Below are 18,372 nucleotides of genomic sequence, written 5' to 3'. Positions count from 1 at the left end.
TTTTAATTGAAGAAGAAAGTTTTAGCTCTTTCGTTTGAGGTTAATGGAGCTGGCTTTTTCCAAACAATGAATCCTTCAATAGGTTTTATGATGGCATCATCAAAAGGACTTTTTACGGTGCCGATTACTGTGATAATACAGGCTTCATTATTTAATTGTTTAAGCTGGAAGTTACCATCATTTAAGACATAGCCCTCGCCCTTTAATTTGTCTTTTCTACCAATCAAGAATGAACCGTGCAAAGATTTTGTTTCTGTTAAACCGCCTTTGAAAAGAATCTTTTTTTCATTCGCCATGTACCATTCATGCCCTTCAATATTTACAACTACGTTTCCTCCATCTAGGTTTCTAAGATTTACAAAACAAGATGGTTCGTTTAGAGTGATGGTGCCACCAAAAGGAACCTCTTTATTATAAAAGTCTTCATTTCCAATCTTAATTTCTACTAAGATTTTATCTGCTTCTAGCTTTTGTAGTGCCTCAAAAATTTGGGTATCCCATTTTGACTCTGAGCTACTTTGGCATTGGCTTAGAAGAAATAAGGAGAAAAGAAAAAAGAGGTAGTTTTTCATCTATAATTTGGAATTCATCTCAAATAAAATAAAAATGCCCGAAACTAGTTCGAGCATTTTTAAATATTAAAGAAAGAGGTATTGTTAATACCCTTCGTTTTGCTCTAAGTTAGGGTTAGAAACTATAGCAGAAGAAGGAATTGGATATAATACTGTATAGTCGTCCTGAATTAATGCTCCAGTACCTGTAGTGAATTTTCCGAAACGAATTTCAGTAGTTCTTTTTCCGCCTTCCCAGTATAGTTCACGGCCAATCTCATCAAACATTGAATTTTCATCAAGGTTAGACAATGACTGAGCGTCACGTTTAGCTCTTAAGTCATTGATCATAGCTAATGCTGCTGAAGTGTCTCCTGAACGCATCAAAGCTTCAGCTTTCATTAAATAAGCTTCAGCATATCTCATTAAGATATATTTTCCAGCTTTGGCAGGATGATATTTAATTACACGAATTCCCTTATCAGTAGGAGCCCCAGATAAAGAGACGTCACGTGTGAACTTCAAAAGATTTTGAGATCTTGAATCTGTTATAGGCTCTCCATTGTCATCGTATTGCTGACCAATCAAAAAGCCATATGCAATACCAGACATGTCTGTTCCATCTGCATCAGCTGGACGGCCTATTCTTACATCACCCTCTTCAAAAGTATCATAGAAGTCAGCTAGTGTAGTGAAACCATTCCATCCAGAAGGATTTTGATCATAATGCAATGTCATCATCCATCGGTTTTGAGGAGTACCCTCAGCAGAATTTAAAATTGTTTCAGTGTTTGCCTCGTTTTCAGTAAAGTTACCAAAAAAGTCATCACTGATAGAGTAACCATCAGCTGTTATAGCGTCTACATAGCTTATGACCTTTGCCATATCGGCATTGTCAAAAGAATATGGTCCTGCTGGAGATGCCGCAGTATAAACTGCTTTGTTAAGATAAAGCTTTGCCAATAAGAAGTTAGCTGCTGCTTTGTTTGCTTTAGCTTGTAGAGGTTGAGGTCCCATAGCATCAAGTCCAGAAACGGCAGCTTCTAAGTCAGAAACGATAAAGTCAAAAGCTTCACTTCTTGACAATACTCTAGGGTCTACATCAACACCTTCGGTTACCTCTCTGAAAGGTACCTTTCCAAAATAGTCCATTACATGGAACATATTAAGGGCTCTTAAAAATTGAGCTTCTGCTTTTTGAGCAGGAGAAGGGTTAGAGGCAATAATCTCATTACACTTATATGCTCTTTCGTTTAATTGGTTCCAAGAACCTAATACTGCAGAGTGCGTAGCATCCCATGTATGCTGGTCTAAAGTTCTCCAAACACCATTGTCACCCCAGTCAACTCCTCTAGTAGGAGGAATCATTTCTGCTGATGTATGTTGACCTAAAGCGTAAATGTTGTTTTGGTCAGTATAAGCTCCTAAATCTTTATATGCAGAACTTAAAAGTTCAGTAGGGTCTCCAGCGGCAAAGCCCCCGCTTCCGTCGCTCGCTGACACAATAGTGTCTTTTTCGTCGTTTATTAGGTCAGTACATGCAGTCATCATAAAGACCCCACAGCTGGCTAATAGAATATTTTTTAATTTTATATTTTTCATCTTGTCTAATTATTAAAGTTTATCTTAGAATGAAATATTTGCTCCGATAGTCCAAGTTCTAGCTCTAGGATATGCGGTGTAATCTATTCCAAAAGAAGGTATTCCATTGATAGATTTGTTTGTACTTACTTCAGGATCCTGACCACTATACTTTGTGAATGTCATTAAGTTTTGACCAGTAACAAATAATCTAAGGCTAGATATTGCATTGCCACTACTTAGAGGTACGCGATATCCTAGATTAAGGTTCTGAAGTCTAACAAAATCTCCTTTTTCTAAGAAACGGGTTGAAACATCAGGAGCATTCCAAGGACCTTCATTGTTTTCTACTACTTCTTTTGTAACGTTTCCTCCATTTGTTAAAGCACCTTTTGTGAAGAATGCATTTCTGGTGTTTGAGTATATATAGTTTCCAAATACACCGTTAAAGAATATGCTTGCATCAAAGTTTCCAAAAGTAAAATTGTTTGTTAAACCTGCTGTAACTACTGGTAGCGGACTTGCGTCAACAAAGTTTTGGAAGTCACCATTTGGATAAATAGAGTTTCCGTTTTCGTCAAAACCGCCAAACTCACGTAAGAAGTATGCAAACATCGGTTGTCCTGCAGCTAAACGCTGAGCAAATGCTCCAGACAAACCCTGTCCGTTAATTTCACCTGTGTCATATACACCTGTTAAATTTTTGATAAGGTTTTTATTGTAGGCTGCATTTCCAAGCACTTCCCATGTGAATTTCTGATTGTCAACTGCAATTACATTTAAGCCTAACTCAACACCTCTGTTTTGAACATCGGTATCTAAGTTTTCCCAAGAGAATGGATTTGGAGCTGGCTGAGCAGAGTTTACTTGGAATAATAAGTCTTTCGTATGCTTGTCATAGAATTCGATATTACCACTCACTTTGTTATTTGCAAAAGCAAAGTCTAAACCAATGTTAAGAGCGGCAGTTGATTCCCATTTAAGATCTGGATTTTGGAATGCAACGAAAGATTGGCCTCCCCCTGTTATAGTAGTAGCACCCTGGTCTGCAGCCCAGTTACCATATCTAACTCTTTTTTGATAAAGGTTGTGAGGAATGTTTTGATTTCCTACTACACCATATCCAACTCTAAGAGCTAAATCAGAAAATACATTTTTAGGAATGAAGTCTTCGTCTATCAACTTCCATTTGAAAGCTCCAGAAGGGAAGTAACCATATTTGTTATTTCCACCAAACTTAGTAGAACCATCTACTCTCAAAGTACCGGTAACTAAGAATTTACCCATGTTTAAGTTTAAACGTCCAAAGTAAGACTGTAATTCGTCTCTTTCTGAAGAAGAGTTAGAAACAAAGTTACTTACTGCAGAAGATGCATCAGCAGAAGCAAGATTGTTAATCATTAGGTCTAAATCAGAAGTGTTGAAATTCGCAAGGTTTGAGCTCTTGTAGTAGCCATCAAAGCTTTGGTAAGAGTACCCTAGTAAAGCGTTAAGTGTTACGTTACCTAAATCTTTGTCGTAAGTGAAGTAGTTTTCCCAAAGATTGTTGTCAGATTCGATGTCGGTGATATAAAGACGACCAATTCCATCAACTCCTTGTAAAACTAAGTCTCTTGATAAAGCATTCTTTCTACTTGAAAAAGATTTGTCAAAACCTAAGACTGTTTTGAACTTTAAGCCTTCAACTATTTCTAGTTCTGCAGATAAGTTACCTAAAGCTCTAAGAGAGTTTGTTCTGTCTTTGTTTAAATTAACTATTGCTAATGGGTTAGCAAGCGTGATACCTAATTGTGTAAATTCACCATTGGTACGAACCGGCATTGTTGGGTTAGTTTTTAGTATATTACCCAATAGGTCACCAGTATTACCAGAGTTCTCAGATATTGCTACACCACTATCCTGCGTGTTTGCTAGGTTAATGTTAGAAGTAATGTTCAGTTTATTATTGATGAACTTCTTTCCTCCTGAAAAACCAATTGAGTATCTTTTAATAGACGAAGTTTCTATGATACCATTTTGGTCTAGGTACCCTAAAGAAAATCTATAGTTTCCAGTAGCATCTCCGCCACCATAAGATAGGTTGTGCTGATGTGCAATACCTGTTCTGAATAGTTCGTCTTGCCAGTCAGTGCTAGCACCTAAATCTTGTACTGGGTTTGCTGCTGCAAATTCTTCTGAAGATAGTAGGTCGTATTTCTTAGTAATGTTACTAATTCCTAAAGAATACCCGTAATCAAGAGTTCCTTTTCCCTTCCCTTTTTTGGTAGTAATTAAAACTACCCCTTGAGCTCCACGAGCACCATAAATGGCAGTAGCAGATGCATCTTTGAGGATGTCGATACTTGCGATATCAGCAGGGTTTAAAAAGTTTAAAGGATTTTTAGCAGACTGACGACCCAGGCCTTGAGTTTCTCCACCAGCTGACGTATTACCACCACTAAGTGGTACACCATCAATTACAAATAATGGGTTATTACCACCATATACTGAAGATGTTCCTCGTATACGAACGTTAATTCCACCACCTGGCTCACCTGAGCTTTGGGTGATTTGAACACCGGCTACTCTACCTTGCATTAATTGCTCAGGAGATGTAACTACACCTTTTTGGAAATCTTTAGTTCCGATGGCATTAACTGCTCCGGTTAAATCTTTCTTTTTTACTGTACCATAACCTACAACTACAACTTCTTCTAAAAGTTGGTCATCGTTAGCTAAAGTAACATTAATAGTAGTACGTCCTTGAACAGCAACTTCTTGAGCTTCCATTCCAACAAAGCTATATACTAGCGTGCCGTTTGTAGGTACATTATTAATGGTGTAATTTCCGTCAACACTTGTTGAAGTACCTGTTGTACTCCCTTTTACTTGGATACTGACACCCGGCATTTCTTCGCCAGTTGTATCAATTACCTTTCCACTTACATTGATGTTTTGAGCAAACGAGGTAAATGAGATGATGCATAATGTTAGTGTTGTAAAAGCTAACTTTGATAATGACATCCCACTCTTCTGGAGTGTGCTCAGGCTTTTCTGGTAGAGCTGATTAATCATATTTTTTAATTTTGTTTAAATTCAAGTTATGACACGAACCTATAGGGGTTTTCATACCTATAATTTCAAGAACAAACCTACGAAAAGAAGAGGGCAAGAAGCAAACATCAGGAGTGCTAAAATTGGATTTTTTGTAGAAATAATGTTTGCAAACGATTGCAATTTTCCGCAAACGATTGCATAAGTTGAATTTTAAGAAGGAAATATTACAGAATTTGTAGAAATTGTTCTTTTGTAGGTTAAGGTCTAATGGAGGTTTGAATAAAAAGAGGATTGCCAAAATTAATTGACAATCCTCATTACCTAGAAAAGGGGTTTTATTTAGGTATGTTTTACTCTTCTATTGAGGAGTTTGTTTTTACGAAGCTTACTAAGACACCAGCAATAAACAAGAAAGCACCAGCTCCCATAAGAGCTAATTGAGGGTCACTCTTTAATAAGTTTTTATAGATAAAAGGGAACGTGAAAGTTTCAATTAACATGGGTATTACAATGAACAAATTAAAGATTCCCATGTATACGCCCGTTTTGTTTGATGTGATGGCATTTGAGAGGATGATATAAGGATTTCCCATCATACTTGCCCAAGCTAAACCAAGCCCAACCATAGGGATAAATATTTGCCATTGTTCTTTTAGAAAAGGAATTGATGTTAGGCTAAGACCAGCCAATATTAGGCAAACTTGGTGGAGGTATTTAGGGCTAAATCTTTTAGCTACTGCTGCCATTCCAAATGCTGCGGCAAAAGCAATAAAATTATAAAAAGCCCCAATTTGTCCCGTCAATAGTTCTGAACTTCGGAAGCCTACAGTTGAAGGGTCAGTAGTACCATAAAAAGTTTTTGATAAGCCCAGTGTGATAAACTGCCAATAGATAAACATAGCGTACCAACTGAAGAACATCATTGGTGTCATTAGTTTCATATTGAGCGGCATTGTTTTGATAGCTTCCCATATTTCACTAAAGGTTTTGGCTACGCCACCTTTTTCTGCTTTTATCTTTTTTATTTCTTCTTCTGTTAATGGAATTTCCTTGGTGGTTTTTAAAGACCATAAAATACTACCAATAGAAACTACAGAACCTATCAAAAATGCAATGTAAGTAGTAGTTGGGATACCGCTTTCGCTTTTTGCGGCTTGACTCATTCCGAAGAATATTAAAATACTAGGTGTTAGGTAAGATAAAGTTTGCCCTAATCCGGTAAATGCACTTTGAGAAAGGTAACCCAAAGAGTGCTGAGATTTGTCAAGTTTGTCACTTACAAAAGCTCGGTATGGCTCTTGCGTAATATTATTAGCAGCATCAAGAATCCAGAGAACACTGGCAGCCATCCAGACAGTACTACTAAATGGCATGATGAATAGCATTAAACTACACAGAATAGCACCTACAAAGAAATAGGGCCTACGTCTTCCCCATTTAGAAACCGTTTTGTCAGAAATAGCTCCAATAATTGGTTGGACTATTAAGCCTGTCATAGGACCAGCTAACCAAAGGAAAGGTAAATTATGCTCCTCAGCTCCCAAATAGGAGTAAATAGGGCTCATGTTAGCCTGCTGTAAGCCGAAACTGTACTGCAAACCAAAGAAGCCAAAATTCATATTGATAATTTCTCGAAAGCCAAGTAAGGGTTTTACCTTTTTAAGCATAATTTTTTTCTATGTTATAATTGCTGTCGATAACTATGTTAGAATGCGATTTATATTTCTTTATAATGTTATGTTCAATGTCCAAAACCTTTTCTATAAATGGGTCAAAAGCTTCACGTCCTCGCTCCATTCTATTTTTTAGAGTTTCCTTATAGTCTCTGTCTATAAAAACTAAAACATCTAATTTTTCTAGTTCTCCTATATAGGTGCCTTCTACTATTAAAACGGTTTTGTCCTTAAAACTAATTGTTTTTTCTAGAAATTGATTTTCTGAAAATACGCATTCACGTCCAAGCGTTTCTTCGTTATTAAAGAATGAGGTAATATGTTTTTCTAATTCTTGTAAATCAACTTCGTGTGGGCCAATATTATCGAAGCTTTTTTGTCGATTTTGATGATTAGTGAGCGGCGGTAGATGGAAATAATCATCCATCTGTAAGTAGGCAACTTTTAAACCTTTTGACTGAAAAGCTTCCTTTAACCCTAAACCTGTAACAGATTTTCCACTACCAGATTCTCCTGTAATGCCAATGACCAGTTTGTCTTTTTTCCATTCAGAACTAATTTTATTACAGAGCTTTAAAGCAAACTCCATATAGTCTTTCTTTAGAGAAATTCTTTCTTCCATTTATATAAGTCAAAGTATTTTGGGTCTTAATAAAGACTGTTTTCTGATCTTTACTTTTTGGTGGTACTTTTTATTGGTACGCTTATTTTAATGGCCTTTAGAAAAGAAAAAGCTAGATTTCTCATAAGACTTTTCTGAGAGAAAAAATCTGCGGTAAAAAAAACCGCAGACTTTAAATTTTGCAACGTAAACTATTCTCTAAATTGAAAACAATTCATTTATTCAACCATTAGATGGTAAAACTAAATCTTGAATATGTACTAAAAAAAAGAATTACATTGCAAACGATTGTGCAAACGTTCCTTGTGGGAAACTTTTAGGATAAATATTCATTTAAGAGAAAAAATCAATGAAAAGAGTTACAATTAAGGAGTTAGCGAAAGCTTTGAACCTCTCTATTTCAACAGTTTCTAGAGCTCTTTCAGACCATCCAGACATTAGTCAAGACACTAAAAAAAAGGTTAGGGAAGCCAGCGAGCTGTATAATTATACGCCAAATTTAAGGGCCAGGTACCTTAGAACTAAAAGCTCAGGACTTATTGGCTTGATTTTGCCAGAATATCACATGTTTTTTATTCCGGAGATGATGAAAAGTATCTCTGAAGTTGTTGGTCAAAAAGGTTATTCTCTTTTAGTGTTTCAATCGGACGACTCTTATCAAAAAGAGTTGGACTTGATAGACTATTGTAATCAACTGTCGGTGGATGGTATTATGATTTCTATCAGTTCGGGTTTTAGTAACTCTGAAGAGCTTTCAAAACTTAATAGTGACGGAGCACCAATAGTGCTTTTAGATAAGATTAGGGAGAATGATGATATGAGTTCGGTGGGTATTGATGGAGCGGGTATAGCCGAAGAATCCATCAATTACCTTATCAAAAAAGGACACAGAAAAATAGGTGGAGTATTTTCTCACAGTAGTCAAATGATTACAGAAACACGCTTAGCTGGCTTCAAGCGGGCTTGTGAAGAAAATAATATAGAACCGCTTATTTTAATGATAAGTGACCTTGACCGTTTTGACGAAACATTATTGAATTTCCTTAATGTGAACAAGGACGTTTCTGCTCTTTTTGCCATGACAGATGAACTCATGATGAGATGTCACAGCGGTTTACAGCGGCATTCTTACAAAATTCCAGAAGATATTTCTCTCATAGTTATTAGTGACGGCGTGATGCCTAAAATATTACATCCAAGAATTACACATTATTTTCATTCACCTAAATTGGTGGGAGAAACTGCTGTGAATCTCCTTTTAGAAAGAATCAAAGATAAAACCTGTCAAACAAAAACACTGAAGATAGATTGTAATTTGGTAGAATTGGAGTCGGTAAAAGACCTAAATTAAAATCGAAATTAGCTTTATCTATTTAGCAAGAATATTTAGTGTCTAAACTTTTAGCAATACATTTGCTTTAGGAAATCTAACGGACATTTATACATGAACTTCAGCCAAATTACCAATAACTTCAAGGGGAAATTTTTAGACGATAGTATTACTAAGACGCTATATGCCACCGACGCTTCGGCATATAGAGAAATCCCATTGGCGGTAGCTTTTCCGGAAGATGGGGAAGATATTAAAACGCTGATAAAATTTGCCAATAAAAAGAAGGTGACATTGATTCCTAGAACTGCTGGTACATCGCTAGCAGGTCAGGTAGTAGGTAAAGGTATCATAGTAGATGTATCCAAAACCTTCACCAAAATTTTAGAAGTAAATAAGGAAGAGTCTTGGGTAAGACTGGAGCCAGCTGTGGTTCGTGACGAGTTAAATCACTATTTAAAAGATTTTGACCTTTTCTTTGGGCCAGAAACATCTACCGCTAATAGAGCGATGGTAGGCGGTATGGTTGGTAATAATTCTTGTGGAACTAATTCAGTTTACTACGGAAGTACCAGAGACCATTTACTTTCTGTAAAAGGTTTTTTGAGCGATGGTTCTGAAGTTGAATTCAAAAGTTTGACAACGGATGAGTTCGAAGAAATAATTGAGAAAAAGAGAGTTATACCTACGGCAAAACTAACCTTAGAAGATAAGATTTACCTGAATGTGTTTGATACACTTTCAAACAGTGAAGTAGCTAAAGAGATTAGGGAGCAATTTCCTAAAAGAAGTATTCCGAGAAGAAATACGGGCTATGCCATTGACGAGCTCTTAGAAACAAAACCGTTCACGCCAGAGGCTAAAGATAATTTTAACTTTTGTAAACTAATAGCGGGTTCTGAGGGAACGCTCATGTTTATCACAGAAATAAAGATTCATGTAAATGAAATGCCGCCTAAGCACAAAGGCGTGGTGGCAGGGCATTTTGAAACCATTGACGATTCTTTAAAAGCCAATATTATTGCTTTGAAATATAATCCATCGGCTGTAGAACTGATGGACCACTATATTTTAGAATGTACCAAAGCTAATAAAGAACAAATGGCGAATAGGTTCTTTGTAGAAGGAGACCCTAAAGCGTTGCTTTGTATAGAACTCTTTGGCGACAGCATAGAAATAGTAAAAGAGCAAGCTTCTGCCATGGAAGCGGAAATGAGAGCAGCTGGTTATGGCTATCATTTTCCTATTTTGTTTGGTGATGATATCAAGAAAGTATGGACTTTAAGGAAAGCGGGTCTAGGGCTATTGTCAAATCTTCCTGGAGACGAGAAAGCCGTTCCTGTTATAGAAGATACGGCTGTAGATGTAAATGATTTGCCGTCCTTTATAGAAGAATTTAATGTCACCTTAGCCAAAAGAGGACTTAGCTGTGTGCATTATGCTCATGCGGGCTCTGGGGAATTACACTTGAGACCAATTATTAATCTTAAGACCAAAGAAGGAAATCAGCAGTTTAGAGATGTGGCTCAAGACATTTCTACGCTAGTAAAGAAATATAAAGGCTCCCTTTCTGGGGAGCATGGCGACGGTAGACTGAGAGCGGAGTTTATTCCTGAACAAATAGGGGAGAAGAACTATCAGTTGCTTCGCAAACTCAAATATACATGGGACCCAAAAGGCGTTTTTAATGCCAATAAAATAGTGGATACCCCAGCCATGAATGAGATGCTGCGGTATGAGCCGGGTCAAATAACATCTAAGTTTGAGACTATTTTTAGGTTTAAGGACCAAGATATTCTACAGCACGCCGAGCAGTGTAATGGCTCTGGCGACTGCCGTAAAACGGAGATAAGCGGAGGTACTATGTGCCCTAGCTTTATGGCTACCAAAGACGAGAAACATACTACCAGGGCCAGAGCAAATATTCTGAGGGAATCTTTGACAAGAGCAGACGGCGTGGTGTCTTTTGATAATATTGTAGGGAATGGCGAAGAGCGTTTTGATAATAAGGAAGTAAAAGAAGTACTTGACTTATGTTTGCTTTGCAAAGGATGTAAATCTGAATGCCCAAGTAATGTGGATATGGCGAAGCTCAAAATGGAGTTTATGTACCATTATCAGAAGAAAAATGGCGTGCCTGTTAGGTCAAAAATGATAGCCAATTTCTCTAAAATGAGCAAATTGGGTGCTATTATGCCAAGTGCTTATAACTTCTTTTTCAAAAACGAGCCAATTAGGAGGTTGGCAAATAAAGTAGTCGGTTTTCACCCAAACCGTACTATGCCGTTGCTGCATAGTACCACGCTATTAAGTTGGTATAAGAAGAATGCTTCGCAATTTCAAAACGGCGATAAAGGCAAAGTATATTTATTCTGTGATGAGTTCTCTAATTATAATGATGTGACCATAGGTCAAACTGCGATTAAGCTCTTGTCAAAATTGGGTTACGCTGTCATAATTCCTGACCATGTAGATTCTGGAAGACCATACCTATCAAAGGGAATGCTAGACGAAGGAAAAGAGAGAGCAAACTTAAATGTGGAAATGCTTCACGAGCTTATTTCTGAAGAGACGCCTTTAATTGGTATAGAGCCATCTTGTATTTTGGCCTTTAGAGATGATTATCCAGAACTAGTAAATCTAGAACTGGCTGAAAAAGCAGAGAAGTTGGCAAAAAATGCTCTGATGATAGACGAGTTTATTGCCAGAGAAATAGATAAAAAGAAGCTAGACAAGTCCATTTTCACAGACGAAGAAAAGCTAATCAAATTGCATGGTCACTGCCAACAAAAAGCGGTGAGTTCTATGGTACCTACCAAGAAAATGCTTTCTCTTCCGCCTAACTATAATGTCCAGTTAATTCCGAGTGGCTGCTGCGGCATGTCAGGTTCTTTTGGATACGAAAAAGAACATTATGACATCTCTATGAAAATAGGGGAGTTGGTACTTTTCCCAACCGTACGTGAGCAACCAGAAGAAGTAATCATAGCTGCACCAGGAACCAGCTGCCGTCACCAAATTCATGATGGTACAGGCAGAAAGGCTTTACATCCTGTGGAGGTGCTTTGGGGGGCTTTGAGGTGAGAGGGAAATGGGCATATCATTATGAATTTTGGATTCAAGTAATAAATGCAAAGGCATTTATCATCCTAGAAAAAAAGTGTGATTCAAAGTTGAAATTGCCCAATGTGCTTAGTCCATTTGGAACTGAAATCGAAAATCCATTTTATTATGAAGCACTCTTACTAAATAAATAATGGAGTCCTCTATTCTGTAAATGAAAATATGTTCGCCAACTGGCCAAGCTAAATATTCGTTTGGGATATCCGGTCTAGAATGACCAATTCTTGGGTTGGAACAAATCAATAATAATGCTTCATTAAGAAGGGATTCATATTTTATCAATTGGTTTTCTCCAAAGGTTTCAAGGGTATATTGTTGGATATCAGTTAAATCATCGTAGGCATCTTGGGATATATTTAAAACATAATTGTTATCTGACATCCTCTTTTACCTTTTTGCCAGAAAGTGAATTCTGTCTAGCTTTTTCAGAAATCTCTTTCATAAGGTTGTCGGAAAATTGAACTACATTACCACTTTTTATAGAAGCTTCGCCTTTCGCTATTGCAGCATATACAGAAGCTATTCGGTTTTTTTCATCTTCCAGCATTTGCTTTCTAATAGCATCCTCAGCTGCCGCAGTTATGGAGCGGTACAAGCCAGAATCTACCTGTTTTTTGAGGTATAATTCATAAGGTTCACTTAAATCTATCCTTGCCATGATTTTCAATTTATTGTCTAAATATAAACATTTACTGTAGTGTTGCTGCAGTAAATGTTAGGTTTTTATGAAAGAAGGGATTTAGAGAAGTGGTGTTCCTAAGGTTATTTCACTTACTCTTTCCTATACTCCAGCATCTTAAAGTTCGTTACCTCCCAGTTTGAGCCATCCTTTTTGCATTGGATTATACCGCTCATGAAATAGTTTATTTCTGTGTTATAATCCACTAAGTCGAAGTCAACTTTTGCTTCCCAATAGGTTTCATCCTGTTTTTCTTCTATGATTCTTAAATCTAGGAATTCCGAAAGGTCTACGAAAGTCCACTTGGTCTCACCTTCGCCTCTTGGCGTATAATACACGGTTTTGTCTAGCAGGCCTTCTTTTATATCATCTTCAGAGGGTTTTTCAGAAGCTATAGTGTCTTCTTGATATGATTGTTCTTCTTTGGTTTCATTGTTCTGACATGCAGAAAACCCGATTAGTAGAACTAAAGATGAAAGAGAAAGTATTTTTTTTAACATTGGAATAGGTGCTTTTATGATTCGAAGATACTTAATAAAAAGCGGAGGTTTGTAATTTGGTTTTCCTATAAATCAAACATAAAAGATTCAGTCAGCCACATGATGAAACCTAAACTTCAAAACTCCTTGTAGATAAAAACCCATTAAGTTTCTTCCTAAACCTGGGGTATATTTGAGGCTCTGTAATTGATTATTAAAAGGACTAATTCCTACTTGTATTCCAGGCTCAAGACCAAAAGGCGTATTTTGAGGAGGATTTATGCCAAGCGTGAACCCTAAGCCGCTGATATAAGAGATTTTATTGGCTTTTTCACCTTCACCTGGTGTTGGATATGGGCTTTGGGGTTTGTAGGTCGCTTTTTCAAAACCCAAGCCGCTGCTTATAAAAACACCGAAATATGGGCCAAGTTTATCTTCGAATTTTCGTGCTATAAACTTCTTAGAAACTTTTAAGTAAAGTCCAGATCGTTGAGTTATTTCATAAGATACGTCCGCTTTATGATATTGTTTGAGGTAATTGCTATTGATGACTATCCCGGCCGCAATGTCAATTGGCTTATTTGGCTTGACAGTATATTCTTGTCCCACTTCAATTGACGTAGCGATTAGCGGAGGCAAATTAATATAAGTTGCACGTAAATTTTTCTGTGCATTGACGGTAGTAATTGAAAGCAGAGCAAAAACTACTTTGACAAAATGCTTCATAGTTAAAAGCTTGTGTGAGTGAAATTATACAGTTAAAGTTAATAGTATGGTTTCATTTTCACAATTTCGTCATTCCACTTAAAAAGACCCTGGGCTATTTACCTCACCAAATACTCTTTAAAGGATATACTTTAGCATTATTGATGTTCCAGTTTCCGTTTTTAGTAAAGTACGAGATGGTATCAAAGTTTTTAGTAGGGAAGAAAATACTCGTGAAGTTTAACTCGCCATCATTGATGAAAATCTCTATGGAAGCAGCATCAATAATAATGCGGACGTCCATATTTTCCTTACCAAAATCTAGCGGTGCAGAGTGAATGTTTTTGAAGAAATCCTCAGAAAACTTGTCCTTGCTTGAATTTGTTCTGTCTACTTCTAATGTTCCTTTTTCTTTATTGAAGTTGACTAAAAGGTGCTCTCCTAAATCATTTTGAAGTTTTATTCCGAAAGAATTGGCTGTTGTTTGCTTTAAATTAACCGTAAATTCTAGTTCCGTTTGCGAAGCCGAAAAAGAACCCTCCAAAACCTTTTGTTCGCTAATGTTCATCTCATCAAAATTGGTGGCTTTTCCTCTTAAAGTTTCAAACTCCTTTGTGAGAGTGCTGTGCAAAGCATAATTAGAGGCTTTTTTGACCAATTTCAATTCCCTAGGTAAGGTCATGGCACTTCTCCATTTTTCGGTAGGTACTATTTGAGCGTATTGCCAATTTGACATCCAACCAATTCCAAGGACTCTACCATCTTCTTTTGGTATGTTGTTCCAGGTAACAAAAGCATAATTGTCTGTGCCCCAGTCTAGCCATTTTTGGGTTTTAATGTCACTTGTAAACTCCTTTCCATTAAAGTCACCTACAAAATATGAGGTGGCCGTGCCTTCGTTAGGAGCATCTTTTTGGATACTTACTATCAAAACCCACTTCATTTCATCTGTATCATCTACTTTAATTGGAAACAAATCTGGGCATTCCCATAAGCGTTCGTCACCTTTTATTCCAAAGTCAGAAAGAAACTCCCAGTCAGTAAGGTTGGGAGAAGAGTAAAACTTTACCTTATCATAGGCGGCAAGCGTCAAAATCCATTTTTTTGATGGCTCATGCCAAACCACTTTTGGGTCTCTAAAGTCTTTAATTTTCTCAGTATTTGGAATTACAGGATTGCCCTTAAATTTTGTCCATTCTGTGCCACCATCTAAGCTGAAGGCCAGACTTTGTGTTTGGAAATCATTTGTTTTAGCCTTTTCACCTTCAAAATTGTGATGGGTAAATGCGGCTACTATTGGGGGGGTCTCTGAAGTGCCTAATCCGGAAGTATTATTATTGTCAACCACAGCACTACCAGAAAAGATACAACCTAAAGAGTCTGGAAATAAGGCTATAGGAAGCTCTTCCCATGAAACTAAATCACTAGACTGAGCATGTCCCCAGTGCATTGGCCCCCAAACCGTACTGTCAGGAAAATACTGATAAAAAAGATGATACTTCCCTTCGTAGAAATACATTCCATTTGGGTCATTCATCCAATTTGCGGCAGGAGTAAAGTGCAATTGAGGCCGATGCATTTCTTGATACAAGTTTTGAGCCGTTGGCTCTTTCGTTTCTTGTTGATTATTGCATCCTAAAAGAGCAAGAACTGGAGTGATTAGGAATAGTATTCTTAAAGTAAAATAATGTTTCATGTTGACAAACAGATTTATAGTAATAGGACTGATAGCTTGAGAAGCCTTTTTCATTCTACCATACCCTTTATTTAGTATTCTAGTTATACAAAAAGATACCGCTAAATTAAGTTTATTTTTTTAGTCAAATCTTATTCTATTAGCAGGATAGCCATGGTATCCTTTAAAACTGTCTAAATTTGGAATTCAATTCCAGAAAAAGACAAAAAGTATTGTAATATTTTAATAAAACTGTCTAAATTTGGAATTCAATTCCAGAAAAAGACAAAATTGATAGAGCGAATAGCAGCAAAGAGATTACTATATTTGGCCGAAACGTTTAAAAGTGTAGCGGTGGTAGGGCCTAGGCAGTCGGGTAAGACGAGCCTTTTGAAGTTCCTATTTCCAGATAAGGAATATGTTTCTTTGGAAAATCCAGATACTAGAAGGTTTGCATTAGAAGATCCAAGAGGCTTTTTGTCAAAATATGAGTCTGAAGGAGCCATTCTAGATGAAGTTCAACGAACGCCAGAACTTTTCTCCTATATTCAAGAAATACTAGATAACAGCAAGAAAAAAGGGCTGTTTATACTGAGTGGTTCTAATAACTTCTTATTACAAGAGTCCATTTCTCAAAGTTTGGCAGGTAGAGTGGCTTACCTAAACTTGCTTCCCTTTACTTTATCGGAATGGTTAAGCGGGGGCTGGGACACTAATTTTACAGATGATCAATTGATGCTAAATGGTTTTTATCCTCCGGTTTATGACCAAGAAATTCCGGTGAACGACTGGGCAGAAAACTACATCAAAACATATATAGATAGAGACGTCAGGTTGATAAAGAACATCACTAATATTCTTCAATTTGAGAATTTTGTGAAACTTTTGGCAGCAAGAACTGGCCAGGAATGGAACGCAAGCCAACTAGCTGTGGCCGTAGGAGTAGATGTTAAAACTATTCAATCTTGGTTGGGGGTTTTAGAAAGTAGCTTCATTGTTTTTCTGTTAAAACCGTATCATAAAAATTTTAATAAAACCATTATAAAAAGACCGAAAGTCTTTTTTTACGACACATCCTTGGTTTGTTATTTATTAGGTATTTCTTCAGTTAGCATTTTAGAAACGCACCCTTTACGAGGTTCAGTTTTTGAAACAATGGTGGTTTCTGAAGCTTTAAAACAAAAATATCACTCAGGAGATAAATCAAAACTATACTTTTGGCGAACCAAAACAGGTCAAGAAATTGATTTAATAATAGAAAAGGATAACGAGGTAGTGCCTATAGAAATAAAATCAGGGTCAACCGTTATCCCCAGCTATTTTAAACATATCAATTATTACAATAAAGTTTCAGGAAATACGGCTGGCAATATATTGTACGCAGGTCAGCTTAATCAATCAAGAAGCTCAGGAATAGAAGTGATTAATTGGAGAGAATATTTCCATAAAAAAGACAAAAAATGAAGATAAACACTATCACCAAATTAGAATCAGCTAAAACACTCATCATCCCATTTATTAAAGATGATATGTTAGAGGAGCAATTAATCAAAAGAGCAAAAATTATTGGTTATGAAATGGAGGAGTTGGGTAATAGCTTTTCTGCTGCCGCTAAGGAAACATTGATAGTGGCTACTCCACGTAAAAAGTATAACAAAGTCATATTCTTTGGTCTTGGGAAAAAACCTACCAGTAAAGAAGTTATAACTTCTTTCAGGTCATTGCTTAAAAACAATAAGAAGAAACTTAGCGGTGAGGTAGTGGTTGATTTAAAAGGGAATGCCGATTTAGCAGAATTAATTGCCAACGGAATTTGCCTTGCTTCTTATGAATTAGGAATGCTCAAAACGCGAGAGAAGGAAGAGAAAACTGTTTTTAATAATGGAACAAAATTCAGTTTCTGGATAACAGCAAATCAAGAAGAGAAAATTAAGAAAAGTATAGCGAGAGGTTTGGCAACCGCCGAAACGCAAATGAATATTATGGGGCTGGTGGATGCTCCATCAAACTATAAGACGCCACAAATGATGGCGGATTTTATAGAGAAATCAGGTAAGAAAAATGGTTTCAAAGTCACTGTTTACGATGAAAAAGCCTGCGAGAAAAAGGGCTTTCATGCCTTGTTGGCTGTAGGGAGAGGAAGTATAGACAGGCCAGCTAAAATGGTGGTGATGGAGTACAAATCTTCTAAAGATGCAAAGAAAGTTGGTTTGGTAGGGAAAGGAGTAACCTTTGATACTGGTGGCGTTTCTTTGAAACCAGGAAGCGGCATGGAAGACATGAAAATGGACATGGGTGGTTCCGCGGCCGTAATTGGAGCGGTAGAATTGGCTTCCAAATTGAAATTAGATGTGAATCTTGTTGGAATAGTGGCAATCACAGAAAATTGTATTGACGCATTGGCAATAAAACCAGGCGATGTTATCAATTCTTATGCAGGAAAAACCATTGAAATTATCAATACAGATGCTGAAGGAAGATTAATATTAGCAGATGCTGTTCATTATATGGCTACGGAATTTGAGCCAGAAGTAATGATAGATTTAGCAACGCTAACAGGAAGCTGTATCAGAACCTTAGGTCATGTAGCGGCCGGAATGATGACTAAGAATGATAAACTTGCCACTCAACTAGAAAAAGCAGCGGAGTCAACAGGTGAAAAAGTTTGGAGACTTCCACTTTGGGATGATTTCAAATCAGAACTAGATTCTGACGTAGCAGATATTAAAAACCTAGGAGGTCCTTATGCAGGAGCCACCACGGCAGGTAAATTCATAGAATACTTTACGAACGAACACCCAAACTGGGCTCACCTTGATATTGCTGGTACAGCTTTTCATAAAGGAGAATTCTCCAAAGGCGGTTCTGCTACAGCTTATGGTGTTCGGCTTTTGACACAGTTTATAGAGAAATATTAA

General features: G+C 37.0%; 14 protein-coding genes. 4 read left to right on the top strand and 10 right to left on the bottom strand.

Annotated elements, in window-relative coordinates:
- Nucleotides 1-2 precede the first annotated feature (2 nt).
- From AC0L6O_RS00170 to AC0L6O_RS00150, 5 genes are all read right to left on the bottom strand, one after another.
- A complete protein-coding gene (locus tag AC0L6O_RS00170; RefSeq protein WP_473305425.1) occupies nt 3-572 on the bottom strand; it encodes a hypothetical protein in 570 nt (189 codons plus the stop codon).
- Between the two features lie 84 nt (nt 573-656).
- On the bottom strand, nt 657-2,153 hold the full coding sequence (locus tag AC0L6O_RS00165; RefSeq protein WP_473305423.1) for a RagB/SusD family nutrient uptake outer membrane protein: 1,497 nt from the start codon (nt 2,151-2,153) through the stop codon (nt 657-659).
- A 24-nt stretch (nt 2,154-2,177) separates the two neighbouring features.
- The gene (locus AC0L6O_RS00160) at nt 2,178-5,186 is read right to left on the bottom strand and encodes a SusC/RagA family TonB-linked outer membrane protein (RefSeq protein WP_473305422.1); all 3,009 of its coding nucleotides are present in this window, start codon (nt 5,184-5,186) and stop codon (nt 2,178-2,180) included.
- A gap of 332 nt (nt 5,187-5,518) precedes the next feature.
- Nucleotides 5,519-6,835, bottom strand: coding sequence for an MFS transporter (locus tag AC0L6O_RS00155; protein ID WP_473305420.1), 1,317 nt, complete (start codon nt 6,833-6,835; stop codon nt 5,519-5,521).
- Nucleotides 6,828-7,463, bottom strand: coding sequence for a uridine kinase family protein (locus AC0L6O_RS00150; RefSeq protein WP_473305419.1), 636 nt, complete (start codon nt 7,461-7,463; stop codon nt 6,828-6,830). Before AC0L6O_RS00150 ends, AC0L6O_RS00155 begins: the two co-directional genes overlap by 8 nt.
- A 349-nt stretch (nt 7,464-7,812) precedes the next feature.
- Between AC0L6O_RS00150 and AC0L6O_RS00145 the strand changes: the two genes are divergently transcribed.
- Both AC0L6O_RS00145 and AC0L6O_RS00140 read left to right on the top strand, forming a co-directional pair.
- Entirely contained in the window at nt 7,813-8,814 is a 1,002-nt protein-coding gene (locus tag AC0L6O_RS00145; protein ID WP_473305417.1) for a LacI family DNA-binding transcriptional regulator, read from the top strand.
- A 93-nt stretch (nt 8,815-8,907) separates the two neighbouring features.
- Nucleotides 8,908-11,877: an FAD-binding and (Fe-S)-binding domain-containing protein gene (locus AC0L6O_RS00140; protein ID WP_473305415.1), complete on the top strand. Its 2,970-nt coding sequence runs from the start codon at nt 8,908-8,910 to the stop codon at nt 11,875-11,877.
- A gap of 108 nt (nt 11,878-11,985) precedes the next feature.
- On the opposite strand, the gene AC0L6O_RS00135 is transcribed toward AC0L6O_RS00140, so the two are convergent.
- The 5 genes from AC0L6O_RS00135 to AC0L6O_RS00115 form a co-directional block, all read right to left on the bottom strand.
- Nucleotides 11,986-12,297 carry a type II toxin-antitoxin system RelE/ParE family toxin gene (locus AC0L6O_RS00135; protein ID WP_473305414.1) on the bottom strand — a complete coding sequence of 104 codons (312 nt, stop codon included), beginning with the start codon at nt 12,295-12,297 and terminating at the stop codon, nt 11,986-11,988.
- A complete protein-coding gene (locus tag AC0L6O_RS00130) occupies nt 12,287-12,574 on the bottom strand; it encodes a ribbon-helix-helix domain-containing protein (protein ID WP_473305412.1) in 288 nt (95 codons plus the stop codon). Before AC0L6O_RS00130 ends, AC0L6O_RS00135 begins: the two co-directional genes overlap by 11 nt.
- A 113-nt stretch (nt 12,575-12,687) precedes the next feature.
- A complete protein-coding gene (locus AC0L6O_RS00125; RefSeq protein WP_473305411.1) occupies nt 12,688-13,095 on the bottom strand; it encodes a hypothetical protein in 408 nt (135 codons plus the stop codon).
- An 87-nt stretch (nt 13,096-13,182) separates the two neighbouring features.
- A complete protein-coding gene (locus tag AC0L6O_RS00120; protein WP_473305409.1) occupies nt 13,183-13,800 on the bottom strand; it encodes a hypothetical protein in 618 nt (205 codons plus the stop codon).
- A 103-nt stretch (nt 13,801-13,903) separates the two neighbouring features.
- Nucleotides 13,904-15,475, bottom strand: a complete 1,572-nt coding sequence (locus AC0L6O_RS00115; RefSeq protein ID WP_473305408.1) for a glycoside hydrolase family 32 protein — start codon at nt 15,473-15,475, stop codon at nt 13,904-13,906.
- 270 nt (nt 15,476-15,745) lie between these two features.
- Here AC0L6O_RS00115 and AC0L6O_RS00110 point away from each other — a divergent pair, with 270 nt between their 5' ends.
- Together AC0L6O_RS00110 and AC0L6O_RS00105 are read left to right on the top strand one after the other, a co-directional pair.
- A complete protein-coding gene (locus AC0L6O_RS00110) occupies nt 15,746-16,918 on the top strand; it encodes an ATP-binding protein (protein ID WP_473305406.1) in 1,173 nt (390 codons plus the stop codon).
- Complete coding sequence (locus AC0L6O_RS00105) at nt 16,915-18,372, top strand: leucyl aminopeptidase family protein (RefSeq protein ID WP_473305404.1); 1,458 nt, start codon at nt 16,915-16,917, stop codon at nt 18,370-18,372. Before AC0L6O_RS00110 ends, AC0L6O_RS00105 begins: the two co-directional genes overlap by 4 nt.

The sequence above is a fragment of the Arcticibacterium sp. GJ41-1 genome, from assembly GCF_055808875.1.
The sequence above is the reverse complement of the archived record's forward strand: the minus strand, read 5'-3'. Positions and strand labels throughout refer to the sequence as shown.

Bases quoted from the DNA above. Each gene is read 5' to 3' on its own strand.
- AC0L6O_RS00170 (WP_473305425.1), bottom strand. From the start codon at position 572: ATGAAAAACTACCTCTTTTTTCTTTTCTCCTTATTTCTTCTAAGCCAA.
- AC0L6O_RS00165 (WP_473305423.1), bottom strand. From the start codon at position 2,153: ATGAAAAATATAAAATTAAAAAATATTCTATTAGCCAGCTGTGGGGTC.
- AC0L6O_RS00160 (WP_473305422.1), bottom strand. From the start codon at position 5,186: ATGATTAATCAGCTCTACCAGAAAAGCCTGAGCACACTCCAGAAGAGT.
- AC0L6O_RS00155 (WP_473305420.1), bottom strand. From the start codon at position 6,835: ATGCTTAAAAAGGTAAAACCCTTACTTGGCTTTCGAGAAATTATCAAT.
- AC0L6O_RS00150 (WP_473305419.1), bottom strand. From the start codon at position 7,463: ATGGAAGAAAGAATTTCTCTAAAGAAAGACTATATGGAGTTTGCTTTA.
- AC0L6O_RS00145 (WP_473305417.1), top strand. From the start codon at position 7,813: ATGAAAAGAGTTACAATTAAGGAGTTAGCGAAAGCTTTGAACCTCTCT.
- AC0L6O_RS00140 (WP_473305415.1), top strand. From the start codon at position 8,908: ATGAACTTCAGCCAAATTACCAATAACTTCAAGGGGAAATTTTTAGAC.
- AC0L6O_RS00135 (WP_473305414.1), bottom strand. From the start codon at position 12,297: ATGTCAGATAACAATTATGTTTTAAATATATCCCAAGATGCCTACGAT.
- AC0L6O_RS00130 (WP_473305412.1), bottom strand. From the start codon at position 12,574: ATGGCAAGGATAGATTTAAGTGAACCTTATGAATTATACCTCAAAAAA.
- AC0L6O_RS00125 (WP_473305411.1), bottom strand. From the start codon at position 13,095: ATGTTAAAAAAAATACTTTCTCTTTCATCTTTAGTTCTACTAATCGGG.
- AC0L6O_RS00120 (WP_473305409.1), bottom strand. From the start codon at position 13,800: ATGAAGCATTTTGTCAAAGTAGTTTTTGCTCTGCTTTCAATTACTACC.
- AC0L6O_RS00115 (WP_473305408.1), bottom strand. From the start codon at position 15,475: ATGAAACATTATTTTACTTTAAGAATACTATTCCTAATCACTCCAGTT.
- AC0L6O_RS00105 (WP_473305404.1), top strand. From the start codon at position 16,915: ATGAAGATAAACACTATCACCAAATTAGAATCAGCTAAAACACTCATC.